We start from the raw sequence: 24,780 nt of genomic DNA, 5'->3' as shown, positions 1-24,780 counted from the left end.
GTGGAAGGAACGAGCGGCCGACGAATCTAGTTCCAGCCGAGCGAACGCAGTACCTCACCGGTCGCAGGACCGACACCGAGTCGGTGCGCGGCCCGGACGTCGTCGATCGTGTCGACATCGAGTCGAAGCCCCGGCCACACCCCGGTCAGATCGAAAGCACCCGATTCCAGATGTCGCTTCGCGGACGCCGGGCCGAAGAGCGGACTGAAATCGGTCGCGGCACCGTCGACGATCAACGCGGCGGTTCCCGTGCCGTGGTGGTCGCTGACCACCGACCGGGAATGACCCGAGGACATCATGTACGCCTCGGCGAGTTCGGACGTGCGCAAGGCAGGCAGATCGGCCTGCAGCGCGATGATGTCGTCCTTCCCCTCCTGACGCACCAGGGAAGCGGCTGCCTCGAACGCGGAGTTGAGTCGTGCCACCGAATCGAGCGGATCCTGATCGCACGGTTCACCGACGACCCGTGCGCCGAGACTCCGGGCGGCGTCGGCGATGGATGGATCGGGAGTGACCACGGTGACGGCAGCGACCTGATCGACTGCCCGGGCTGCGACGACGGTGTCTCGAAACATCGCAACGACCAGACGGGCGCGGTCGGCGTCGGCGAATGCATCGGCCAAGCGGGTCTTGGCTGCGGCCAGATCCTTGACTGCAATCACCACGTGCGCGCTACTCATGACCTCGATCCTGCCAGCGTCACCGGCAGCGAGGCCGTTCGACCTCTCCGGCGCGATCGAACTACGCGGGCAACGACCGGACGTTAGTGTGAGGCGGCGGCGCGCGCGGGCCGCACGAGTGTGATCGAGACGTTCCGAAACGGATCAAGAAGGTGGCCAGCGATGACGAGAGCAGCGGTACTCGGTTCAGGGTCTTGGGGGACCGCATACGCGAAGGTGCTGGCGGACGCCGGAACCGACGTGACGATGTGGGCGAGGCGGTCCGAACTCGCGGACACGATCGCGTCCGAACACGTCAACTCCGACTACCTCCCCGACATCAGGCTTCCCGAGAACATCACTGCCACCAGTGATCCCGCGCGTGCACTCGACGGCGCCGACATCGTCGTTCTCGCAGTTCCGTCGCAGTCGTTGCGCGCCAATCTCCAGGACTGGACGGACGCGATACCCGCGCAGGCCACGTTGCTCTCGTTGGCCAAGGGGATCGAGACCGGCACTCTCCTGCGGATGAGCCAGGTCATCGCTCAGGTCACGGGAGCGGATCCGAGCCGTATCGCATCGCTGTCCGGGCCGAACCTCGCGCGCCCCATCGCGGAGGGTCAACCCGCGGCAACCGTCATCGCATGCTCCGATTCGCGCCGCGCCCTCGAAGTTCAGAAGGCATGTGCCACAGGTTATTTCCGCCCTTACACCAATACCGACGTGATCGGATGCGAAATCGGTGGGGCATGCAAGAACGTCATCGCACTCGCCTGTGGCATGGCCAGCGGAGTCGGGTACGGCGAGAACACGCTCGCGTCGATCATGACGAGGGGCCTTGCGGAGATCATCAGACTCGGAACCGCGCTGGGCGCGAAACCCGCAACCCTCGCCGGGCTCGCGGGCGTCGGCGATCTCGTCGCGACGTGCTCGTCGACTCTGTCGCGGAACCGCACCTTCGGTGAGCGGCTCGGTGCGGGCGGGTCGATGGAGAGTGCTCAGGAGGCGGCACACGGTCAGGTCGCCGAGGGCGTGAAATCGTGTACGTCGGTGCGCGCCCTCGCCGAGAGTTACGACGTCGAGATGCCGCTGACCGATGCCGTTCACCGCGTCTGCCATGCGGGACTGTCCGTTCCCGACGCCGTCGGTCATCTGCTCGGACGTCGTATCAAGCCCGAATAGCGCGCAAAGCATGTGAGGGTCCACGCACTGAAATGCGCGGACGGTACGGTGGATGACCGTGAGTCAAACGCGTACCAGAGTCGCCGTGGTGTTCGGCGGACGAAGCAACGAGCACGCGGTGTCCTGCGTCTCCGCAGGAAGTGTCCTCCGGCACATCGATCGGGAGCGCTACGACGTGGTGCCCGTCGGGATCACGTCGGAGGGCGCCTGGGTTCTCGGTCCGTCCGACCTCGAAGAACTGGCCATTCACGGCCGGGTTCTGCCGAGCGTGGACCGGAATTCCCGCGCGCTCGCTCTGTCGACGGACCCGTCGCGCGCGGGCGACCTGCTCTCCCTCGACGCCGACGACGCCGGAGCCGTGCTGTCGTCGGTCGACGTGGTGTTCCCACTTCTCCACGGCGCCTACGGCGAGGACGGCACCATCCAGGGCCTCCTCGAACTCGCCGGAGTTCCCTACGTCGGCCCGGGCGTGCTCGCGAGTGCGGCCGGGATGGACAAGGAATTCACCAAGAAACTACTGGCGGCCGACGGATTGCCCGTCGGACGGCAGATCGTGCTGCGGCGCGGCGACGACACCGCGACTCCCGAGCAGCGCGACTACATCGGGCTGCCTGCGTTCGTGAAGCCCGCCCGCGGAGGCTCGTCGATCGGCATCACGCGGATCACCTCATGGGATCAACTCGCCGACGCGATCGCCCACGCCCGCTCCCACGACCCGAAGGTGATCGTGGAAGGCGCCATCACCGGTCGCGAGGTCGAATGTGGAGTTCTCGAATTCCCCGACGGCACTGTGCGCGCGAGTGTGGTCGCCGAGATCCGGTTGCCGGACGCACCGGCCGACGATCACTCGTTCTACGACTTCGACAGCAAGTACCTCGACGATGTGTGCGAATTCGACGTCCCCGCAGTGCTTTCCGAGGAGACGAGTAACGAGATCCGCCGGATCGCCGTGGATTCGTTCCGTGCGCTCGACTGCCAAGGACTCGCGCGCGTCGACCTCTTCGTCACCGACGACGGACCGGTCATCAACGAGATCAACACCATGCCCGGATTCACGTCGATATCGATGTTCCCCAAGATGTGGGGCGCCACCGGGCTGGACTACACGGCGTTGATCGACACCCTCATCGAGACAGCGCAGGCCCGAGGAACGGGCCTGCGCTGACGATCGAGATCCGACGCGTCACTCGAGGGGCGCCGGGTCCAGCGGCGTTTGGGGCAAGGCCGAGGAAATCGCGTCCGACGCGTCCTGGAGCGGCGTCGGTCCGGAGCCGCCGGGAACCGTCAGCGCCACGTACACCGGACGGTCGACGGTGTACCAGGTGCTCGCATCGAGACCGGAGTCCGCGCCGGAGACCTCGAACCACTGCACTCCGTTGATCACCTGCAATGACGACGCGACGTCGAACCCGAGCGGCCGGGGGAGTCCGCATCGCAACACGATCGGCTCGGACACGTCGTCGTCCGGTGCCCATGCCCTGGCGCCGACCGGTGCCGGATCGACCAGCTCGGCGCGGGCGTAATCGCCCAGCGAATCGGGGAGAGCATCGAGCACCGCGGTGCAGTCGGCGCTCTCGGCGGACGGGGCGTCGACCGGCCCCAATGCTTCCGGCGGACGAGTCGACGAGCCGGAGACGGTCACGGCCGCGACTATCACGCCGATCAGCAGCGCGACCGGTAGCGCGACGGCGGTCGCGATCACGGCCGGGTGGCGTCGCTGCTCGGGCGTATCGGTGTCCGTGGAAGCGGGTTCGATCGAATTCGGTTCGCTGGTCATCGTTTCGAGTGTGACTTCCTGGCGGTGCCCGCGCTCAGGCGGGGGTGTCCGCGATCTGGCAGGTCAGCGTCCGCGTGATCGCGTCGGCCTTCTGGATCTCGCCGACGACGACTGCGAGTGTGCTGTCGTTCTCGGCTGCGACACGGACCACGACGTCGTACGGGCCGAGAACGGCCTCCGCGGACTCGACCCCGCGGACGTCGCGAAGCGCAGCCGCCACAAGAGCCGAACGTCCCACTTCGGTCTGTACCAGGATGAAGGCGTGCACCATGGTCGGCCCTTTCCTTTTCGTCCCCGCCGCACCCGAAGGTAAGGTCGGTTGAATCACATTGCGTGCTGTCCGGCCGGAGCATGTCGTCCTGTTCTGGACGCTCACCGGTCGGTAAGAAGGTACCGCAGTGTCGAACCGTGCTCCGCGCAGACGGAAAAGAGGAAGACGATTCGATCCCGTACCGAACCCGGCACTCCCGGTTCGACTGTTGCCGACGTCGGCGAATTCGGCGTCATCGACCGCATCACCACCGGGTGGACGCAGTCCTCGTACACCGTCCTCGGACCGGGCGACGATGCCGCTATCGTCACCGCGAGCGACGGCCGAGTCGTCGCGGCGACGGACATGTTGGTCGAGGGCAGGCACTTTCGGCTCGACTGGTCCTCGCCGGAGCACGTCGGACGTAAGGCCATCGCCCAGAATGCTGCCGACATCGCAGCGATGGGCGCACGATGCACAGGCTTTCTCGTTGCCCTCGGATGCCCGTCCGACACCGATGTGGCTGTGTTGGACGGCCTCTACCGTGGCTTGTGGGGCGAGGCGCAGCGCGCGGGTGCATCGATCATCGGTGGCGATCTCGTGCGAACGAACGATGTGGTGATATCCATCACGGCGCTCGGAGATCTGGAAGGTCGATCGGCTGTGCTGCGGTCCGGCGCATCCGTCGGCGACGTCGTCGCCGTCGTCGGCGATCTCGGTCGGTCGGCAGCCGGACTGGACGTGATCCGCGCCGGGATATCGGGGCACGACGGTCTCGTGTCGTCACACCGGGTGCCGAGTCCCGACTACGAGCAGGGTCGGACGGCCGCACTCGCCGGCGCCACGTCGCTCACCGACATCTCCGACGGACTCGTCGCGGACCTCGGGCATGTCGCCGTGGCGTCGTCGGTCACCATGGATCTGGATGCGCACGCGTTCGACATCGGCGCCGATCTTCGTTCCGCCGCACAAGAACTGGGAGCGTCGGCATTGGCGTGGGTGCTCGGCGGCGGTGAGGATCACGCGTTCGCGGCCACGTTCTCCGACGCCGCTACCGTGCCGGCGGGCTGGACGGTGATCGGCCGCGTCGGTGCAGCACGGTCCGACGGCTCGGCCACTCAGCGCGTCACCGTCGACGGGGTACCGTTCGCCGGCACCGCCGGGTGGTCGAGCTTCGGTGCCTGACCCCCGTCGACGGAGGACACAGCGGGACACACGAGAACAGGAGATGTCGATGACAGCACGGCCACTCGAGGACCTCGTCGACCCCGGATGGGCCGCAGCGCTCGATCCGGTGCGGGACGACATCGCCCGCATGGGACAGTGGCTCCGAGACGAAATGGACGCCGGCCGTTCGTACTTGCCGTCCGGTGAGAACGTTCTACGGGCCTTCACTCGACCCTTCGACCACGTTCGAGTGTTGATCGTCGGCCAGGATCCGTACCCGACGCCCGGACATGCCGTCGGGCTCAGCTTCTCGGTGGCGCCGGATGTTCGGCCGGTACCGCGAAGTCTCGCCAACATCTTCAAGGAGTACTCGGAAGATCTGGGTCTGCCGACTCCCACCAGTGGTGATCTGTCCCCCTGGGCAGATCAGGGAGTGTTGTTGCTCAACCGTGTGCTCACGGTCGAGCCGGGTGCCGCGGCGTCGCATCGCCGCAAGGGCTGGGAACCTGTGACGGAGCAGGCAATACGAGCGCTGGTGGAACGGGAGGAGAAGAAGGACTCGGCCGGACTGGTCGCAGTCCTGTGGGGCCGAGATGCGGCTACGTTGAAGCCGATGCTCGGCCGCACACCCGTCGTCGAATCGGCGCATCCGTCTCCGCTGTCCGCTTCCCGCGGTTTCTTCGGCTCGAAGCCGTTCAGCCGAGTGAACGACATACTCGACGCAGCCGGACACGAGCCGATCGACTGGGCGCTGCCGTGACGGTGCTCTGCCTCAGCTGAAGTCGGGGCGGCGCTTCTCCACGAACGCGTCCACTCCTTCTCGTCCCGTCGGTCCGTCGGCAGCAGCCGAGATCGATGCGGCTTCGGCTTCCAGTTGCTCTGCGAGAGTGTTGGTTTCCGAGTTCTGAAGCAATGCCTTGGTTCCGCGGAACGCCTGGGTAGGCCCGGCCGCGAGGGTTCGTGCAAGACGTTCGGCTTCGCTTCCGATGATGTCGTCACCCACGAGCCTGCTGAGGATGCCGAGGCGAACTGCCTCCTCTCCGTTCAGGATCGAATCGTTCAGCAGAATGTCGCGTGCTCGTGCCGGGCCGACGATGCGAGGAAGTGTCCACGTCAGTCCGCCGTCGGGAGTGAACCCGATGCCGGGGTAGGCGGGACGAAGTTTGGTGGCGCGGCCGCCGATGGCCACGTCGGCGTGACACACCAGACTCATACCCGCGCCTGCTGCCCAGCCTTGGACTCCGGCCACGACTGGCACGGTGGCAGCGGCGAGCTCGAGCACGAAGCGGTGGAACGCGTCGGCGACGGTGCGCACGTACGCGCCGCGTTCGGGCGCGGAAGCGAATGCACGGACGTTTCCACCCGCGCAGAAATTCTTCCCGGAGCCGACGAGAAGGACGCTTCCCGCAGCAAGCTCACCGGAGTTGAGAGCATGCAGTGCGTCCGCACCGGCAACCATGGCGTTGCCGTCCAGCGAGGTACCTGCAGCGTCTGTCGCCACGGTGATGTGCAGTACACCGTCGAGTAGTTCCACGTGGCCGGTACTTTCGGTTTCGATCACGCTTCGCACTGTAACGCGGCCGTGCTCGTCCACATACATCGCGGTGGGTGGATCCGCACTTGTTGGTCCACGTCCTCTCGGTGCACGTTCTCGGCGCAAGTTCTCACCGCACGAAAAAGCCCCCACCACCGATTTCGGTGGCGGGGGCTCTCTCGTTGCTCGGGGGCTGAAATCAGCCGCGAACCACCTTGCCGGCCTTCAGGCACGAGGTGCAGACGTTCATACGCTTCGAGTTACCGGGGGCAACCTGGGCGTGAACGGTCTGGATGTTCGGGTTCCAACGACGGTTGGTCCGTCGGTGCGAGTGCGAGACCGACTTACCGAAGCCGGGCCCTTTGGCGCATACGTCGCAGACGGCAGCCATAGTCGCGAACTCCTTGATAGATGATTGATCGTTAACAGTGGGACGTACGCCCGACGAACCTCGACGTGCAAGAACACGCCGCTCCTCATCGGGCAACCCTGCAAGAATAGCGGCGCGGTGCAGATTAACCAAACCGCCAGCCCACCGTCGGTGCCTGACCGGCACTCGCGGGTAGTTCGAGTCTACTGTTGCTCGGGACGAAGCAGGCGAAATCGGGGGAGCGGCGCAGATGGGTGAGCAGTCCGGCGGCCGGATTCGTCGACCGCACACCGAGCTCACCGTCGACCTGATCAAGCAGTGGGCCTATCGGTGCGTCGACGGACTGAGCGATCGATGTGACGAGATGAACGAACTCAACGTCTTCCCGATCCCCGATTCGGACACCGGGACCAACCTGGTCTTCACCGTCCGCTCGGCCGTCGAGTGCATGCGCACCGTCGGAGCCGACGCCACGCTGTCCGAGGCGGCCGCGGCTCTCGCCCGCGGAGCCGTGTCCGGGGCGCGCGGAAACTCCGGTGTCATCGTGTCCCAGGTGCTGAGGGCGGTCGCCGAGCAGTGCGCCGCAGGTGCCCTCGACGGCGCAGGAGTGCAGGCTGCGTTGGCCCGTGCGGGAGACCTGGTTCTCGAAGCGGTGAGCGTTCCGATGGAAGGCACCATCGTGACCGTCCTCGCGGCTGCGTCGACGGCAGCGCAGTCCCGCCCGCCCGGCGACTTGGAGGCGGTCGCGTCGAGCGCATCGGAGGCCGCGGCGTCGGCTCTGGAGGCAACCCGCACCCAACTACCTGCCCTGGACGTCGCCGGAGTCGTCGACGCGGGTGCACTCGGTCTCGTCGTGATGCTCGACGCGCTCGCGTCGATCGTGACCGGCACCGAGGTGACGCGTCGGCGATACCACCGAACCGAGCTCGGAACCGTGCGACCTGCTGTCGACGCCACGGTCGTCCCCGTACATCGCCTCGCACGGCCCGCCCTGGGTTTCGAAGTGCTCTATTCCATCCGCGGTATGGACGATCACGATGTGCCGAGATTGCGCACCGCCCTCGGCGAACTCGGCGATTCGGTCGTGGTCGCAGGCGACGGCGCGGGATCGTGGACCGCGCACGTGCACACGGCGAATGCAGGCCTCGCAGTCGAGGCAGGACTGCAGTTCGGGCAACTGCAGAACGTTCGAATCGAGGTACTCGACGCAGGGGGTTCCCACGCCGACAGCCACGGAACCGACGGTGACCACCCGGGAGCCGTCCGCGGACGCGACATTCTCGCGGTCGTCGCAGGCGACGGAGCGGAAGAGTTGTACAGCGTCGAAGGAGCCGCGGTACTGCGCTGCGACACCGCCGAGGTGGGTCCGGCGGAACTGTGTGCCGCAATCGTCGGAGCCCCGCACACCGAGGTGCTGGTTCTGCCGAACGGCGCGTTGTCCGCCCAGGAACTGGTGTCGGTGTCCATCGCATCCCGCACGGCAGGGAAGGAGGTCCTGATGCTGCCGTCGTCGTCGATGGTGCAGGGGTTGGCCGCGCTCGCCGTGCACAACCCAGCCCGCGCGGCCGTCGACGATGCCTACGCGATGTCCGAGGCTGCAGCGGGCACTCGGTGGGCTTCGCTCAGGATTGCCGAAGAACGGTCTCTGACCTGGGTGGGGACGTGCGAGCCCGGTGACGGCCTCGGTCTGGTCGGACACGACGTCGTCGTGATCGGCGCAGATGTGATCTCTGCCGGACGAGTACTGCTGGACCAACTTCTGTCGGTGGGAGGTGAGATGGTGACGATGCTGCGCGGTGCGCCCGGCACCGGCGACGAAGAACACGACGTCGTGGATGTGCTCGCTCGCCATGTCGCGGATCGGCACCCCGGGGTCGAGGTGATGCTCTACACGGGAGGGCAACCCGGCGACGTGGTCCAGTTGGGCGTGGAGTGAACGAGAGAGGGTCGGGTAGGTAACGACGATGGTGGACATGGCAGATCGCCTCGACGCGGTCCTCGGCACGAAGGTCGCCGAACCTTTCGCCCAGCACTTCGACCTGCACACCGTCGAAGATCTGCTGAGGTACTACCCGATCCGGTACATGACCCAGGGCGCCGAGCTCACTGAGAAAGAGCCGCCCGAGGGTGAGCACATCACCATCGTCGCGACCATCACCTCCGCGGTTCTGAAGGACATGAAAGCGAGAAAAGGCCAATTCCTCGCGGTGTCCTTGGCCGCCGAAGGGCAGGTCATCGACGCGACGTTCTTCAGCCCGCACAAGCTGAAGCACGTGCTGCTGCCCGGCAAAAAAGGCATGTTCTCGGGAAAGGTCAAGTATTTCGGCCGCAAGTGGAACCTCACGCACCCCGGTTACGTGATCCTCGGCGGTGACGACGAGGACGGAGCCGTCGTTCCCTCCGGTCGCATCGTCGGCGGCGGCGCGCTGGCAGGCGTGGCGCGGGGCGCCGTCGACGACTCCGGCAGTGTCGACATGACGATCTTCGAGCGCAGTTTCGTACCGCTGTACGCGGCATCCAAGGACGTCGAGAGTTGGACGTTCATGCGGGGCGTCCGGTGGGTTCTCGACAGACTTGCCCCTGTCGAGGACCCGGTTCCCGACGTCGTGCTGGCCGAGCGAGGTCTGGTCTCCCTGGACACCGCGCTCCGTTGGATTCACTTTCCGGATTCGGTCGAAGAGAAGAAGCACGCCAGGGATCGCCTCAAGTTCGACGAAGCACTGGCGGTGCAATTGGTACTCGCCGCCAGGCGGCGCGACGTGTCGACCCGGACCGCCCCGGTATGTGTCGCACGCGAGGACGGGATCGCAGCCGAGTTCGAGCGTCGGCTGCCCTTCACCCTCACCGAGGGTCAACGCAAGGTCGCCGGCGAGATCTCCGCCGACCTGTCCGGTGGGCACCCCATGTCGCGGCTGCTGCAAGGTGAAGTCGGCTCGGGAAAGACGATCGTCGCGCTGCGGGCGATGTTGCAGGTGGTCGACGCAGGCCATCAGTGCGCACTGCTGGCTCCGACCGAAGTTCTCGCATCTCAGCACGCGCGCTCGATCACCTCGATGCTCGGCACCCTCGCGGGCGCCGGTGAACTGGGTGCGGACGACCTCGCCACCCGGGTCACGTTGCTGACCGGGTCGATGGGAACGGCGGCGAAGAAGAAGGCGCTGCTCGACGTCGTGACCGGTGACGCGGGCATCGTCATCGGAACCCACGCCTTGATCCAGGACAGGGTGTCGTTCATGGATCTCGGCATGGTCGTCGTCGACGAGCAGCACCGCTTCGGCGTCGAGCAACGCGACGCGCTGCGCGGTAAGGCGAAGGACGGCATCAGTCCGCATCTGCTCGTCATGACCGCGACGCCGATTCCGCGCACCATCGCGCTCGCGTCCCTCGGCGACCTGGAGACCTCGATCCTCGACGAATTGCCGCGCGGACGTTCCCCCATCGTCAGCAGTGTCGTCTCCTCCGCAGAGAAACCTGCGTGGGTCGATCGGGCATGGCAACGCATCGGTGAGGAGGTCGCCCAGGGCAGGCAGGCCTACGTCGTGTGCTCGCGAATCGGCGACGACGAGGAAAAGCAGCTGGAGAAGAGACGGACCAGGAGCGCGATGACGGACGGTCCGAACCTCCCGGAGACCAAGTCGGCGCTTCAGATGTACGAGCTGCTGAGCACCGGGCCCCTGGCCGATCTCCGAGTAGGCCTTCTGCACGGGCGTATGCACCCGGACGACAAGGACGCAGCCATGTCCGCATTCAATGCAGGCGAGATCGACGTTCTCGTGTGCACCACGGTCGTCGAAGTCGGCGTCGACGTCCCCAACGCGACGGTCATGGTCATCGAGGACGCGGACCGTTTCGGGATCAGCCAGTTGCATCAGCTCCGCGGCCGAATCGGGCGTGGCGGCCACCAAGGTCTGTGCATCATGATCAGCCAGCTCAGTCCGCACGGGCAGTCCTTCTCCCGTCTTCAATCCGTGGCCTCGACCAACGACGGATTCGAACTGGCCAATCTCGACCTCGCAACTCGTAAGGAAGGCGACGTCCTGGGTGCGGCACAGTCCGGAACCGTCAGCAGCATGCGCTTGCTGTCACTGATCGAGGACGAGGACGTCATCGACGACGCGCACTCCTGCGCGCGCACCATCTTCGACGGCGATCCCGACCTGGAACGCCATCCCGGGATCGCGTCGATGATGAAGTCCGCGTGGCGATCGGACCGAGCGGAGTATCTCGACAAATCCTGAAACGGAGCCGGATCGGAGGGGTACGAGCTCCGGCATTTTCGGGACTGCACCGTTTCAGATGCTGCAGTTGGGCTTTTCATCCCACATTTCGAGACGGGTTGCCCATCGGCGGTGATCTTCGGCGGTAGGTTTGGCCAATGTTCTCCAAAGTGTTGGTTGCCAATCGCGGTGAGATCGCCATCCGTGCGTTCCGCGCGTCGTACGAGTTGGGTGCCGCTACCGTGGCCGTCTTCCCGTTCGAGGACCGTAACTCGGTTCATCGGACGAAGGCCGACGAGGCATACGAGATAGGCGAGAAGGGTCACCCCGTTCGCGCGTACCTGTCCGTCGACGAAATCGTCGCTGCCGCCAAACGCTCCGGCGCCGACGCGGTGTACCCCGGCTACGGCTTTCTCTCGGAGAATCCGGATCTGGCGGCCGCATGTGCCGAGGCGGGCATCACGTTCGTCGGTCCGTCGTCCGAGGTGCTGGAGCTGACGGGCAACAAGGCACGGGCCATCGCGGCCGCCAAACGTGCAGGCCTGCCGGTGCTGGCGTCGTCGGAGCCGTCGAGCGACGTCGACGAGTTGGTCGCGGCGTCGGAATCGATGACGTTTCCGGTGTTCGTCAAGGCAGTCGCCGGTGGTGGTGGCCGCGGAATGCGCCGCGTCGCCGAGCCTGCTCAGTTGCGTGAGTCGATCGAGGCCGCTGCACGCGAGGCCGAATCCGCCTTCGGCGACCCCACTGTCTTCCTCGAGCAGGCCGTCATCGATCCGCGCCACATCGAGGTACAGATCCTCGCCGACGGCCAGGGCAACGTGGTCCACCTCTTCGAGCGCGACTGCAGCCTGCAGCGTCGTCACCAGAAAGTCATCGAGCTCGCTCCCGCGCCCAACCTGCCCGACGGTGTTCGAGAGAAGATCTGCGCGGATGCCGTCGCCTTCGCGAAAGAGATCGGGTACTCCTGCGCGGGAACGGTGGAGTTCCTGCTCGACACCCGCGGTAACCACGTCTTCATCGAGATGAACCCGCGAATCCAGGTCGAGCACACGGTCACCGAAGAAGTGACCGACGTCGACCTCGTACAGTCCCAGCTCCGAATCGCGTCGGGGGAGACCCTGGCCGATCTGGGCCTGAGCCAGGACAACATCGTGTTGCGCGGCGCCGCGCTGCAGTGCCGCATCACCACCGAAGACCCAGCCAACGGATTCCGCCCCGACACCGGCCGCATCACCGCCTACCGCACACCGGGCGGCGCGGGTGTTCGCTTGGACGGCGGCACCACCCTCGGTGCCGAGGTAGGTGCCTACTTCGACTCGATGCTCGTCAAGCTCACCTGTCGAGGACGCGATTTCGACACTGCCGTCGCGCGTGCGCGTCGGGCCGTCGCCGAATTCCGTATCCGCGGCGTCGCGACCAACATCCCGTTCCTGCAGGCCGTGCTCGTCGACCCGGACTTCACGGCCGGACGGGTGACGACCTCGTTCATCGAGGAACGCCCGGAGCTGTTGACCGCCCGCACATCCGGTGACCGCGGTACCAAGATCCTGACGTACCTCGCCGACGTGACGGTCAACAAGCCGCACGGAGAGCGGCCCTCCACGGTCTACCCCCAGGACAAGCTGCCCGAGGTCGATTTCTCGGCACCGATTCCCGACGGCAGCCGCCAGCGTCTCCTCGAGCTCGGACCCGAGGGCTTCGCCCGGGACCTGCGTAACCGCAAGGCCGTCGGCGTCACCGACACGACGTTCCGTGACGCGCACCAGTCGCTGCTCGCCACTCGCGTGCGCACGTCGGGTCTGTTGATGGTGGCGCCCTACGTGGCACGCACCACCCCGGAACTGCTGTCCATCGAGGCGTGGGGCGGAGCGACATACGATGTGGCGCTGCGGTTCCTGCACGAGGATCCGTGGGAGCGGCTCGCAGCGCTGCGCGAAGCGGTACCGAACATCGCGCTGCAGATGTTGCTACGCGGGCGGAACACCGTCGGGTACACCCCGTACCCGGAGAAGGTGACGCGTTCGTTCGTGGCCGAGGCCACCGACACCGGTATCGACATCTTCCGGATCTTCGATGCGCTCAACAACGTCGATCAGATGCGTCCCGCCATCGACGCCGTCCGTGAAACCGGAACGGCCGTAGCGGAAGTGGCGCTGAGCTACACCGGTGATCTGTCGAATCCGAACGAGTCGCTCTACACGCTGGACTACTACCTGAAGCTCGCGGAGCAGATCGTCGACGCCGGTGCGCACGTGCTCGCCATCAAGGACATGGCTGGTCTGCTGCGAGCCCCGGCAGCGAAGACTCTGGTGACGGCGCTGCGGTCCAACTTCGATCTGCCGGTGCACGTGCACACGCACGACACCCCTGGTGGTCAGCTGGCGACGTATCTCGCGGCGTGGGAAGCAGGAGCCGACGCGGTCGACGGTGCCAGCGCCGCGATGGCAGGTACGACGAGTCAGCCCGCGCTGTCCGCGATCGTCGCTGCCGCGGCACATTCCGAGTACGACACCGGCCTCGATCTGCAAGCAGTGTGCGATCTCGAACCCTACTGGGAAGCGCTGCGAAAGGTCTACGCGCCGTTCGAGTCCGGACTCCCGGCGCCCACCGGCCGTGTGTACACCCACGAGATCCCAGGAGGCCAGCTGTCCAACCTCCGTCAGCAGGCGATCGCGCTGGGTCTCGGCGACCGGTTCGAGACCGTCGAGGCGAATTACGCTGCGGCGGACCGGATGCTGGGCCGTCTGGTCAAGGTCACCCCGTCGTCGAAGGTCGTCGGCGACCTGGCGCTCGCTCTGGTCGGCGCGGGCGCTTCGGCGGAGGAGTTCGCGGAGAATCCGCGCAAGTACGACGTCCCCGACTCGGTCGTCGGCTTCCTGCGCGGCGAGCTCGGCACACCTGCCGGTGGTTGGCCGGAGCCCTTGCGGACCAAGGCATTGGAGGGACGGTCGGAGCCCAAGGAGGAAACCCCCGTCTCGGCCGAGGACGAGAAGGCGTTGGACGGAACCTCGGCGCAGCGCCGAGACACGCTCAACCGCTTGCTGTTTCCCGGTCCGACCGCCGAGCTTGCTGCGCACCGCGAGAAGTACGGCGACACTTCCAGATTGTCCGCCAATCAGTTCTTCTACGGTCTGCGCCAGGGCGAGGAGCACCGAGTCAAGCTCGAGAAGGGCGTGGAGCTGCTCATCGGTCTCGAAGCGATATCCGACGCCGACGAGCGCGGAATGCGCACGGTGATGTGCATTCTGAACGGACAGTTGCGGCCCGTGTCGGTCCGCGACCGCTCGATCAGCTCGGACGTTCCGTCGGTCGAGAAGGCGGACAAAGCCAACTCGGGTCACGTGCCCGCACCGTTCGCCGGAGTGGTGACGCTGTCGGTGTCCGAGGGCGACAACGTTTCAGCAGGCGACGTCGTCGCCACGATCGAGGCCATGAAGATGGAAGCGGCGATCACCGCTCCCAAGGCCGGTGTCGTCTCGCGGCTCGCGATCGGTGGTGTCCAGCAGGTCGAAGGCGGCGACCTACTCATCGTCATCGGCGGTGATTCGGCGGACTAGCCGTGAACGCCGGATGAGTAAACTCCCGTGGATGACTCGGATCGTCGCAGGCATCGCGGGAGGCCGGAAGCTGAAGGTGCCGCCTCGCGGCACTCGCCCCACATCGGAGCGAGTGCGCGAGGCGGTGTTCAGTTCACTGGGTGCCCGAATGGATCTCGAGGGCGCCTCGGTGCTCGACCTGTTCGCCGGATCCGGAGCGCTCGGACTCGAAGCGCTCTCCCGCGGGGCCGACAAAGTGGTGCTGGTCGAGTCCGACGCGCGTGCCGCGGCAGTGGCCCGTGAGAACGCCGCAGCGGTGGGAATCGCCGGGGCATCGGTCCGCTGTGCGCCGGTCGCGTCGGTGTTGGCAGGGTCGGCGGACACCGCGTTCGATCTGGTGCTGGCCGACCCGCCCTACGCGGTGACCGACGCCGCCGTCGGACACATGCTCGAAGCCCTCGTGGAGGGAGGATGGCTGGCACACGACGCCGTCGTCGTCCTCGAGCGATCGAGTCGCTCGGCCGAAACCGTGTGGCCCCCTGGGTTGCTGCCGGAGAAGGTCAAGAAATACGGCGAGACGCGCATCGAGATCGCCACCACGGACGACGAACCCGCCGGTGATAGCGTGCAGCCATGACTGGAGCGGTGTGCCCTGGATCCTTCGACCCGGTGACCAACGGTCACCTCGACGTCATCACAAGAGCTGCAGCGCAGTTCGACGAGATCGTGGTGACCGTGATGATCAACAAGAGCAAGCGTGGACTCTTCACGGTGGACGAGCGCATCGAGATGATCGCCGAAGCGACAGCGCATCTGGACAACGTACGGATCGCGTCGTGGTACGGATTGCTGGTGGACTACGCCAAGGAGCAGGGGTACACCGCGATCGTGAAAGGACTGCGCGGAGCGAACGATTTCGACTACGAACTGCAGATGGCTCAGATGAACCAGAAGCTCTCGGGTGTCGACACGCTGTTCATCCCGGCCAACCCGACGTACAGCTTCCTGTCGAGCTCGTTGGTCAAGGAGGTGGCGACGTTCGGCGGTGACGTCGCGGACATGGTGCCCGAGCACGTGCACACACGATTGCTGGCCAGGATCGCGGAGCGCGCGGCCGAGTGAGCACGGCGGCCGCCACGTGCGGCCGCGCCGCCCACATCGAGCGACACACCGACGTCGGTGTTTCGCAGACGTGGCGATCACCAGGCAAACTGGCAGTCACTGGACCGACCACGGCCAGTACCTAGAAGTACCTAGACGATTGGGGTGGGCGGTGTACCGCGTATTCGAGGCACTCGACGAACTCGTTGCCATCGTCGAGGAGGCGCGCGGAGTTCCCATGACTGCCGGCTGCGTCGTACCTCGTGGCGATGTGCTGGAACTTCTCGACGACGTTCGCGACTCCATTCCCGGAGAACTCGACGACGCCCAGGATGTTCTCGACCACAAGGACAAGTTGGTCGGCGACGCGCGGGCGACGGCGGAGAAGACCGTCACGTCCGCGAACAACGAGGCGCAGGACACGGTCGAGAATGCTCGCGACTCTGCCGACCGCATTCTCGCCGACGCCAAAGCTCAGGCCGATCGCATGGTCGCCGAAGCGAAGGCGCACGCGGAACAGCTCGTCGACGACGCCACCGACTCTGCCGAACGTACCGTCGAGCAGGGACAGCAGGAATACGACGCCCTCACGAGCAGGGCACGGTCGGAGGCTGATCGCATGATCGAGGCCGGCCAGGCCTCCTACGATCGGTCCGTCGCCGACGGGACCGAGGAGCAGGCACGACTCGTCGCACAGACAGAGGTGGTGCAGGCTGCGCACGCCGAGTCCGCACGGGTGATAGACAGCGCCCACGCCGAGTCCGACCGCATGCGCAGCGAATGCGACGTGTACGTCGACACGAAGCTGGCGGAATTCGAGGAGTTCCTCACCGGCACCATCCGATCCGTCGGGCGCGGTCGTCAGCAACTGCGTACCGGATCCGGGGTCCCCGATTACGGATCCGATACGGCGGACGACTTTCGTCGACCACGCCGCTGAATCGGGCCTGAATCGGGCCTGAATCGGACTTCGGTCGGGGCGTGATCGCCCCCGAGTTTGCCCACATATGCGTGCGTGCGTATCGTTGAGTGGTTGCCCGCTCCCGTCTCGACGGGAGTAGGTGACGACTTGTCGTGATGTCGTTCCCATGTTTTCGAGAAGAAAGAATCGTTGTGTCTACCCGTCGCAGTACCCCCAGTTCCTCCGCGGGCTCGGGTTTCGCTCTGGATATCGACAACCTCGGCCGTCGGCCGGGGTCGATGAAGGAGATCCAGCGCACGGTGGCCGCGCCGACCCGAATCGGACTCGATGCAATCGCAATCGAAGCCGATACTCCCGTCGAACTCGATCTGAGGCTCGAAGCAGTGTCCGAGGGCGTGCTGGTGACCGGCACCGTCCGCGCCGACACTGCAGGCGAATGCACCCGCTGTCTGGAGCCGGTCACCGGTTCGGTGGATCTGTACCTCACCGAGCTGTTCGCCTACCCGGACAGCGTCACGGAAGAAACGACCGACGAGGACGAGATTCACCGCGTTCTCGACGATCGGATCGACCTCGAACCGGTCATCGTGGATTCCGTCGGGCTGGAGCTTCCGCTGCACCCCGTCTGCCGCGAGGACTGCGAGGGATTGTGCCCCGAATGCGGCGTTCGCCTGGCGATTGCGGAATCCGGCCACAGTCATGACATACTTGATCCTCGCTGGGCTGGTCTTGCAGCCAAATTTGGCGTGGATTCAGAACCGAGCACAGAACTTGTGAACAACGAAGTCGAGGAGAAGTAAGTGGCTGTCCCGAAGCGCAAGATGTCGCGTTCCAACACGAGGTCGCGTCGTGCACAGTGGAAGACCACTGCGCCTACCCTCGTCACCTGCCCCAACCGTGGTTGCGGCGAGAAGACCCTGCCCCACATTGCGTGCCCGTCCTGCGGCACCTACAAGGGCCGCCAGGTCGCAGCAGCAGTCTGATCTTTCTCGGGATCGGACGCGCTGTGATCGACAAAAGCAGCCCAGCTGTACGTAGCTCAGCTACGAAGAAGAGTGCAACAGCCGGTAGCGGCGAGGACGACCATGGGTCACTCCTCGCCGCTCTCGGCGTTGTTCTGGAGGAATCGCTCCTCACCTTGGCACTGACACACCGTTCGTATGCGTACGAGCGGGGAGGTCTGCCCACCAACGAACGACTCGAATTCCTCGGAGATTCCGTCCTCGGCCTGACCATCACCGAGCGGCTGTACCTGGCTCACCCGGCGAAGTCCGAAGGTGAGCTCGCGAAGATCCGAGCGAGCGTGGTCAACATGCATGCACTCGCCGAGGTCGCGCGCGGCCTCGGCGACGGCGGTCTCGGCGCACACCTCCTGCTCGGCAAGGGCGAGGAGCAGACCGGCGGCCGAGACAAGGCGAGCATTCTGGCCGACGGCATGGAATCGCTACTGGGTGCTATTCACCTTCAGCACGGTATCGACACCGCGCGGGAAGTCGTTCTCCGACTCTTCGCGGAGTTGCTCGAGCGGGCACCGCGACTGGGTGCCGGACTCGACTGGAAGACGAGCCTGCAGGAGCTGACGGCAGAACAGTCGCTCGGGGTACCTGCGTACGAGATCTCGTCGACCGGCCCCGATCACGACAAGGAATTCACCGCCACCGTTCTGGTCGGTGGCCGTGCACTCGGTGTCGGTGTCGGCCGCAACAAGAAAGAAGCGGAGCAGAAGGCGGCCAGCACTGCCTGGAATGCACTGTCCGTCGACACCGACACCGACACCGACACCGACCCCGACGTGAATGCCTGAGCTTCCCGAGGTCGAGGTAGTCCGACTCGGATTGGCCGCGCACGTGGTCGGCTCCACGATCGAATCGGTCGACGTGCTGCACCCACGCGCGATTCGCAGGCACCTCCCCGGGTCACGGGATTTCGTCGGACAGCTGCGCGGACGTCGCATCGCGGCCGCCGAGCGTCGTGGCAAGTATCTGTGGCTTCCTCTCGAACCATGCGACATCGCCGTCGTCGTGCACCTCGGAATGAGCGGTCAGATGCTCGTACAGCCACCGACGGTGCCGGACGAGAAGCACCTTCGCATCCGCGCACGCCTGGACAACGGGGCAGATCTCCGTTTCGTCGACCAGCGCACGTTCGGGGGTTGGGCAATTGCACCACTGACGGATGTCGACGGGACCATCGTTCCCGAACCGGTCGCGCACATCGCCCGGGATCCGGTCGATCCGCTGTTCGACGCGGAGTCGGTCGTGAACGTCCTACGAGGCAAACACACCGAGATCAAGCGAGCGCTCCTCGATCAGACCGTTCTGTCCGGTGTCGGAAACATCTACGCGGACGAAGCATTGTGGCGGGCCAAGATTCACGGAAACCGTATCGCCGAGACCTTGAGCAGGCCGGCGTTGCGTCGGTTGTTGACTGCAGCGCACGCCGTGATGGGCGAAGCGTTGGCGCAGGGCGGAACGTCGTTCGACGCCCTGTACGTGAACGTCAACGGCGAATCGGGATACTTCGATCGCTCCCTCGACGCGTACGGGCAGGAAGGCTTGCCGTGCTCACGGTGCGGAAGCCCCATCCGTCGTGAGAAGTTCATGAACCGCAGCTCGTACAGCTGCCCCAAGTGCCAACCTCGACCGCGCACGACCCGACCGGTGAGCTAGGCCCCTACAATCGGCTCTCATGGCTGAGACGAGCACTCCTACTTCACTCTGGGTCGAACGCACCGGAACCCGCCGATACACCGGCAAGAGTTCACGCGGTGCCGAGGTTCTGATCGGATCGGAGTCGGTCGACGGCGTGTTCACGCCCGGCGAACTGCTCAAAATTGCACTCGCGGCCTGCACCGGAATGAGCTCGGATCTGCCGCTGTCCCGCAGACTGGGCGACAATTACGACGCCACCGTCGAAGTATCCGGTGCCGCCGACCGCGAGAACGAGCTGTACCCGGAGCTGAACGAGATCCTGAAGGTCGACCTGAGCGAACTGGATCCGGAGGCTCAGCAACGCCTCCTGACCGTCGTCGAACGCGCAATCGACAAGGTGTGCACCGTCGGTCGCACCCTGAAGGCCGGCACCACGGTCGGTCTCGCCATCGAGATCGACCACTGACGTGTGGACGCCTGAGACGACGGTCGGGGCTGCGGTAGTAGCAGGCACGCTGGCCGCAGGACTGCTGGTGACCGCTCCCGCCGCGAGCGCAGCGCCTGCGTGCACGGAGTGGTCGGTCAGTACCGTGGCCACCGGCTACGGCATGCTCGAGAACCTCGCGTTCGGCGAGAACGGCACGATGTACCTGTCCGAGACGTCCCCTCTCGGTCCCGGGCGGATCCAGGCGCTCTCGCAGGACGGCCTCAGGTCCGTCGCCGTGGACGACGTGACGTCGCCTGGGGGATTGGTCGTCGATGGCTCGGTGCTGTACTTCACGACCGGAAACGGCACCGCAGCAGGTCTTTTCGACACGCCGGACGGCACCGTGGACATGCTGGACCTGTCGTCGGGGGTCCGTTCCACGTACGCCGCCGGTCTCGTGATGCCCAACGGTCTCGCACGGACGGACGACGGAACTTTGTTCACCACGCGCAACCTCGGACTCACGACAGGTCTGACCGTCGTTCCGTCGGCCTCACCGCACGTGCCGTCGGTCGTCCGCACCGACCTCGGCACCGCCAACGGCATCGCGGTGGACGCAGACGCGCTGTACGTGGCCGACACGTTCGAACCGTCGTTGCGCATCACCGCACTCGACGTCGACGATCCAGCCGGCCCGGCGAGAATCCTGCCCGTCGACGGGTTCGGTCCGTTCACTGCATCGGACGACATGACCGTCGGGCCCGACGGCATGATCTACCTGGCTCAGAATCTCGCCGGACGCGTTCTGCGTGTCGATCCCGCCACGGGTTCGTCGTGCGTGGTCGGCACAGGTGTGCCGCTCACGTCCTCGGTGGAGTTCGGTGGACCGGGCTGGGACGACAATTCTTTGTACGCAACGAGCTTCGACGGATCCGTGCGAAAGCTGACGCCGTGACGGACCAGCGATTGACGGCTTGGGTACATGGACACGTGCAAGGCGTCGGATTTCGATGGTGGACGCGATCTCGCGCACTCGAGCTGGGATTGATCGGATCGGCGACCAACCAGTCCGACGGCCGCGTCCTGGTGGTCGCGCAAGGCCCGAGAGACCGGCTGGAGAGCTTGCTGGCACTTCTCCGCGGCGGCGCGACGCCCGGGTCGGTCTCGCTCGTCGTCGAGAGCTGGGACCCGCCCCGGGGCGGAATCATCGGTTTCGTCGAACGCTGACGCGCCGGGGTGATCCGACGCGCGTGTGACGTGATGTGCGTGTGCCCGCGCGTCGGTGCGACCCGGTACTGTCAAACGCCATGCATCTCAAGAGTCTGACGCTGAAGGGCTTCAAGTCCTTCGCTTCGGCGACGACTCTTCGATTCGAACCGGGAATCACCTGCGTGGTCGGACCCAACGGGTCGGGTAAGTCCAACGTCGTCGACGCGTTGACCTGGGTCATGGGCGAGCAGGGCGCCAAAGCACTACGCGGCGGAAAGATGGAAGACGTCATCTTCGCCGGCACATCCGGGCGCGCACCGCTCGGTCGTGCCGAGGTGACGTTGACCATCGACAATTCCGACGGCGCACTTCCCATCGACTACACCGAGGTCTCCATCACGCGGCGCATGTTCCGCGACGGTGCCGGTGAGTACGAGATCAACGGCAACTCGTGCCGCCTCATGGACGTACAGGAGCTGCTGAGCGACTCGGGTATCGGACGTGAAATGCACGTCATCGTCGGACAGGGTCGTCTGGCGGCGATCCTGGAATCGCGTCCCGAGGACCGACGTGCGTTCATCGAGGAAGCCGCTGGTGTCCTCAAGCATCGAAAGCGCAAGGAAAAGGCCGTACGCAAACTCGATGCCATGCAGGCCAACCTCGCGCGGTTGACGGACCTGACGGCCGAGCTGCGGCGTCAGCTCAAACCGCTCGGCAGACAAGCCGAGGTCGCCCGACGAGCCCAGACCGTGCAAGCCGACCTGCGCGACGCGCGGCTGCGGCTCGCGGCGGACGATCTGGTCGCCCGCCGTGAGGAATTCGCCAACCAGACGCAGGACGAAGCCGCCGCGCGGGAACAGTACGCAGCCGTCCAGGACACCCTGGAAGCAGGCAACGTCGCGCTCGGTGAACTGGAACAGTCGGTAGCGAGACTCACGCCGAGCGCCGAGGCTGCCGGGCAGACCTGGTTTCAGCTGTCTGCGCTGTCCGAGCGCGTCAACGCGACCATCAGGATCGCGAAGGAGCGCGCCCGCCATCTCGACTCGGCTCCGTCAGGAGGCCGCGGTCAGGATCCCGACGAACTCGAGCAACAGGCCGACCGCGTGGCGGAGGAGGAGCTCGAGCTCGTCGAGGCCGTCGAGATCGCTCGTGAAAATCTCGAAGTGGCACGCGATCAACTGGCCGAGCGCGAGTCCGCCGCCGCGGAGGCCGAACGAGCACACATGGCGGCCGTTCGTGCCGTCGCCGACCGTCGTGAGGGGTTCGCGCGGTTGTCGGGCCAGGTCGACACTTTCCGAACGAAGGCGGAATCCATCGACGCCGAAGTCGCCCGGCTCTCCGTCGCGATCGACGAGGCACGCGAACGAGGTGACCGGGCACAGGAAGAATTCGAAAGCGTCCAGGACCAGATCTCCGGTCTCGACGCGAGTGAGCTGAGCCTCGACACGCACTACGAGCGCGCCGTCGCCGCGCTGCGCAGCGCAGACGCTCGTGTCACGGAATTGCAGAACGAGGACCGTGTCGCAGGCAAGAAAGTGGCGTCGTACCAGGCTCGCATCGAAGCTCTGACCATGGGGCTCGAGCGCAAGGACGGCGCGGGCTGGCTCACCTCTCGCGGCCAGGCCGGCGTTGCAGGGCTACTGGCCGAGCGCATCACCGTCGAAGACGGGTTCGACGTGGCCGTCGCCGTGGCGATGGGGCCCGCCGCCGACGCAGTGTTCGCCGACTCGTACGAGGTCGCTCGCGACGCGGTCCGTGCATTGCACGAAGCCGACGGCGGTCGCGCCGTGCTGGTCTTCGAATCGGGTTCGGCCGAGCGCCCGAAGCCGGGGGTCCTGCCCGACGGTGCGCGGTGGGCACTGGACGTGGTCGACTACCCCGAGCCGCTGGCGTCGGCCATGCAGTCGCTGCTCGGGGACGTCGTGATCGTCTCGTCGTTCGACGACGCGCAGTCGGTCATGGGCACCGTGTCCGGTGTCCGCGCCGTGACCACTGCGGGCGATTACATCGACTCCGGCTGGGTGTCGGGCGGATCCGACCGCAGACCGAGCACGCTGGAAGTGCAGGCAGCGATCGACACGTCGACCGTCGAACTCGCCGCAGCGGAACGTCGATCCGCCGAACTGGAAGCAGCGCTGTCGGGTGCACTGGCAGAGCAGTCCGATCGGCGTGAGTCCGCCGAGCAGGCACTGGCGGCGTTGAACGAATCCGACGCGGCGATGTCCGCGGTCTACGAACAACTCGGCCGGTTGGGCCAGCTGGCGAGATCGGCGCACGCGGAGTCCGCGCGGTTGTCCGATCAGCGAGCCAAGGCCGAGAGCGGTCGCGAGGACGCGGTGCAGGCACTCGCCGAGCTCGAGGAACGTCTCCGTCTTGCCGAGGACGAGCAGTCGGAATCGTCCGACGCTCCCGACTCGGAGGACTCCACCTACGCGCGCGAGGCAGCAGCTGCAGCGCTGGCCGAGGTGCGATCGGTCGAGGTGGAGGCACGGCTGAACGTACGCACCGCCGAGGAACGAGCTCAGTCACTACGCGGAAAGGCCGATTCCTTGCGTCGCGCGGCGCGGGCCGAGCGCGAGACTCGGGCCCGTGCGGAACGGGAGATGATCGCTCGACGTCACGCCGCTGCCGTCGCGGAATCGGTTGCCACGGCAGGGGAGCGGGTGGCGACCCGACTCGCCGATGTCGTCTCAGCCGCCGCAGCCCGCCGGGACGAACTGGCCGAACAGCGCGCCAACACCACGGCAGAACTCGAACGCGTCAAAGAACAGGTCCGTGCACTGCAGGGCCAGTTGGCGTCCATCACGGACGCCGTTCACCGTGACGAGGTGGCGCGTGCGCAGGCGGCGCTTCGCATCGAACAGCTGGAGTCGACGATTCTCGAGCAGCACGGAATCGGCCTGGACGATCTGGTCGCCGAGTACGGACCCGATGTCGCGCTCGCGCCGACCGAGCTGGAGATGTCCGAGTACGAAGCCGCGAAGGACCGCGGTGAGCAAGTGGTCGCACCGGCCCCGATGCCGTTCGACCGCCTCACTCAGGAGAAGCGAGCGAAGCGAGCCGAACGTGACCTGGCGACTCTCGGCAAGGTGAACCCCCTCGCACTGGAGGAGTTCGCCGCACTGGAGGAGCGCTACAACTTCCTGTCCACCCAGTTGGAGGACGTGAAATCGGCTCGGAAGGATCTGCTGGACGTCGTCGCGGACGTCGACGAGCGCATCCTGCAGGTCTTCACCGATGCCTGGCTCGACGTCGAGCGGGAGTTCACGCAGGTCTTTGCAAAGCTGTTTCCGGGAGGCGAGGGACGTTTGATCCTGACCGAGCCCGGAGACATGCTCACGACCGGAATCGAGGTCGAGGCACGTCCGCCTGGCAAGAAGGTCAAGAGGTTGTCGCTGCTCTCGGGTGGCGAGAAGTCCCTGACTGCCGTGGCCATGCTGGTGGCGATCTTCCGCGCCCGACCGTCCCCGTTCTACGTCATGGACGAGGTGGAGGCCGCACTCGACGACACCAACCTTCGGCGCTTGATCGGCTTGTTCGAACAACTGCGGGAGAAGTCTCAGCTGATCGTGATCACCCACCAGAAGCCGACGATGGAGGTGGCCGACGCTCTCTACGGAGTGTCGATGCGGGGCGACGGCATCACGACCGTCATTTCGCAGCGGCTCAACCGCGACCGTGTGGAGACGATCGGCAGCGTGACCGCGCCGGACGAGGAAACAGCGGCCGCGCCCACCTCCTGACGGAGTGGCGCAGCGCACGCCCGCGCACTCGAAGA

At 65.9% G+C, this 24,780-nt stretch carries 23 protein-coding genes; 18 read left to right on the top strand and 5 right to left on the bottom strand.

The genetic code is table 11. The features are described 5' to 3' along the window. Positions 1–26: 26 nt before the first annotated feature. Positions 27–680: a 2-phospho-L-lactate guanylyltransferase gene (gene cofC, locus H292_RS0102615; RefSeq protein WP_306436863.1), complete on the bottom strand. Its 654-nt coding sequence runs from the start codon at positions 678–680 to the stop codon at positions 27–29. 162 nt (positions 681–842) lie between these two features. On the opposite strand from cofC, the gene H292_RS0102610 reads away from it, so the two are divergent. Next, the gene (locus tag H292_RS0102610; protein ID WP_019664292.1) at positions 843–1,841 is read left to right on the top strand and encodes an NAD(P)H-dependent glycerol-3-phosphate dehydrogenase; all 999 of its coding nucleotides are present in this window, start codon (positions 843–845) and stop codon (positions 1,839–1,841) included. A 58-nt stretch (positions 1,842–1,899) separates the two neighbouring features. Further along, positions 1,900–3,006, top strand: coding sequence for a D-alanine--D-alanine ligase family protein (locus tag H292_RS0102605; protein WP_026347648.1), 1,107 nt, complete (start codon positions 1,900–1,902; stop codon positions 3,004–3,006). Between the two features lie 18 nt (positions 3,007–3,024). On the opposite strand, the gene H292_RS0102600 is transcribed toward H292_RS0102605, so the two are convergent. Both H292_RS0102600 and H292_RS0102595 read right to left on the bottom strand, forming a co-directional pair. Then, positions 3,025–3,618 (bottom strand): DUF3515 domain-containing protein, encoded by a 594-nt coding sequence (locus tag H292_RS0102600; protein ID WP_019664290.1) that lies wholly within the window; start codon positions 3,616–3,618, stop codon positions 3,025–3,027. A gap of 34 nt (positions 3,619–3,652) precedes the next feature. After that, positions 3,653–3,889 carry an Lrp/AsnC ligand binding domain-containing protein gene (locus tag H292_RS0102595; RefSeq protein WP_020110330.1) on the bottom strand — a complete coding sequence of 79 codons (237 nt, stop codon included), beginning with the start codon at positions 3,887–3,889 and terminating at the stop codon, positions 3,653–3,655. Between the two features lie 48 nt (positions 3,890–3,937). Here H292_RS0102595 and H292_RS0102590 point away from each other — a divergent pair, with 48 nt between their 5' ends. Both H292_RS0102590 and H292_RS0102585 read left to right on the top strand, forming a co-directional pair. Next, complete coding sequence (locus H292_RS0102590; RefSeq protein ID WP_020110329.1) at positions 3,938–5,053, top strand: thiamine-phosphate kinase; 1,116 nt, start codon at positions 3,938–3,940, stop codon at positions 5,051–5,053. A 49-nt stretch (positions 5,054–5,102) separates the two neighbouring features. Further along, a complete protein-coding gene (locus H292_RS0102585; protein ID WP_027498567.1) occupies positions 5,103–5,795 on the top strand; it encodes a uracil-DNA glycosylase in 693 nt (230 codons plus the stop codon). Positions 5,796–5,807: 12 nt separating this feature from the next. Here the strand turns inward: H292_RS0102585 and H292_RS0102580 are convergent, their stop codons facing one another. After that, a complete protein-coding gene (locus H292_RS0102580; RefSeq protein WP_371828047.1) occupies positions 5,808–6,596 on the bottom strand; it encodes an enoyl-CoA hydratase-related protein in 789 nt (262 codons plus the stop codon). Positions 6,597–6,768: 172 nt separating this feature from the next. Further along, positions 6,769–6,960: a 50S ribosomal protein L28 gene (gene rpmB / locus H292_RS0102575; RefSeq protein ID WP_008717389.1), complete on the bottom strand. Its 192-nt coding sequence runs from the start codon at positions 6,958–6,960 to the stop codon at positions 6,769–6,771. Positions 6,961–7,189: 229 nt separating this feature from the next. On the opposite strand from rpmB, the gene H292_RS0102570 reads away from it, so the two are divergent. The 14 genes from H292_RS0102570 to smc all read left to right on the top strand — a co-directional run bounded on the left by H292_RS0102570 (position 7,190) and on the right by smc (position 24,745). Next, positions 7,190–8,875: a DAK2 domain-containing protein gene (locus tag H292_RS0102570; protein ID WP_020110327.1), complete on the top strand. Its 1,686-nt coding sequence runs from the start codon at positions 7,190–7,192 to the stop codon at positions 8,873–8,875. A 28-nt stretch (positions 8,876–8,903) separates the two neighbouring features. Then, positions 8,904–11,177: an ATP-dependent DNA helicase RecG gene (gene recG, locus H292_RS0102565; protein WP_020110326.1), complete on the top strand. Its 2,274-nt coding sequence runs from the start codon at positions 8,904–8,906 to the stop codon at positions 11,175–11,177. Between the two features lie 137 nt (positions 11,178–11,314). Continuing rightward, positions 11,315–14,713 (top strand): pyruvate carboxylase, encoded by a 3,399-nt coding sequence (locus H292_RS0102560; RefSeq protein WP_019664283.1) that lies wholly within the window; start codon positions 11,315–11,317, stop codon positions 14,711–14,713. Between the two features lie 31 nt (positions 14,714–14,744). Next, complete coding sequence (gene rsmD, locus H292_RS26705) at positions 14,745–15,329, top strand: 16S rRNA (guanine(966)-N(2))-methyltransferase RsmD (RefSeq protein WP_051104844.1); 585 nt, start codon at positions 14,745–14,747, stop codon at positions 15,327–15,329. Further along, positions 15,326–15,814, top strand: a complete 489-nt coding sequence (coaD, locus tag H292_RS0102550; RefSeq protein WP_026347645.1) for a pantetheine-phosphate adenylyltransferase — start codon at positions 15,326–15,328, stop codon at positions 15,812–15,814. Before rsmD ends, coaD begins: the two co-directional genes overlap by 4 nt. A 151-nt stretch (positions 15,815–15,965) precedes the next feature. Continuing rightward, positions 15,966–16,733 carry a DivIVA domain-containing protein gene (locus H292_RS0102540; RefSeq protein ID WP_019664279.1) on the top strand — a complete coding sequence of 256 codons (768 nt, stop codon included), beginning with the start codon at positions 15,966–15,968 and terminating at the stop codon, positions 16,731–16,733. 137 nt (positions 16,734–16,870) lie between these two features. After that, on the top strand, positions 16,871–17,515 hold the full coding sequence (locus H292_RS0102535) for a YceD family protein (RefSeq protein WP_179275209.1): 645 nt from the start codon (positions 16,871–16,873) through the stop codon (positions 17,513–17,515). Then, on the top strand, positions 17,516–17,698 hold the full coding sequence (gene rpmF / locus H292_RS27790; RefSeq protein ID WP_080733022.1) for a 50S ribosomal protein L32: 183 nt from the start codon (positions 17,516–17,518) through the stop codon (positions 17,696–17,698). Between the two features lie 23 nt (positions 17,699–17,721). Continuing rightward, positions 17,722–18,519: a ribonuclease III gene (rnc, locus tag H292_RS0102530; protein WP_020110324.1), complete on the top strand. Its 798-nt coding sequence runs from the start codon at positions 17,722–17,724 to the stop codon at positions 18,517–18,519. Further along, on the top strand, positions 18,512–19,384 hold the full coding sequence (gene mutM / locus H292_RS0102525; protein WP_020110323.1) for a bifunctional DNA-formamidopyrimidine glycosylase/DNA-(apurinic or apyrimidinic site) lyase: 873 nt from the start codon (positions 18,512–18,514) through the stop codon (positions 19,382–19,384). The genes rnc and mutM overlap by 8 nt, the downstream gene beginning before the upstream one ends. A 19-nt stretch (positions 19,385–19,403) precedes the next feature. Then, the gene (locus tag H292_RS0102520) at positions 19,404–19,832 is read left to right on the top strand and encodes an OsmC family protein (protein WP_020110322.1); all 429 of its coding nucleotides are present in this window, start codon (positions 19,404–19,406) and stop codon (positions 19,830–19,832) included. A gap of 1 nt (position 19,833) precedes the next feature. Further along, entirely contained in the window at positions 19,834–20,748 is a 915-nt protein-coding gene (locus H292_RS0102515) for an SMP-30/gluconolactonase/LRE family protein (protein WP_020110321.1), read from the top strand. Further along, positions 20,745–21,020, top strand: coding sequence for an acylphosphatase (locus tag H292_RS0102510; RefSeq protein WP_020110320.1), 276 nt, complete (start codon positions 20,745–20,747; stop codon positions 21,018–21,020). The genes H292_RS0102515 and H292_RS0102510 overlap by 4 nt, the downstream gene beginning before the upstream one ends. Positions 21,021–21,100: 80 nt before the next feature. Further along, entirely contained in the window at positions 21,101–24,745 is a 3,645-nt protein-coding gene (gene smc, locus H292_RS0102505; protein WP_020110319.1) for a chromosome segregation protein SMC, read from the top strand. Positions 24,746–24,780: the final 35 nt, after the last annotated feature.

The organism is Rhodococcus sp. 114MFTsu3.1, from assembly GCF_000383555.1.
Classification (GTDB): Bacteria; Actinomycetota; Actinomycetes; order Mycobacteriales; family Mycobacteriaceae; genus Rhodococcoides; species Rhodococcoides fascians_E.
Note: the sequence above shows the minus strand (reverse complement) of the source record. Positions and strands in the feature narration are given on the sequence as shown.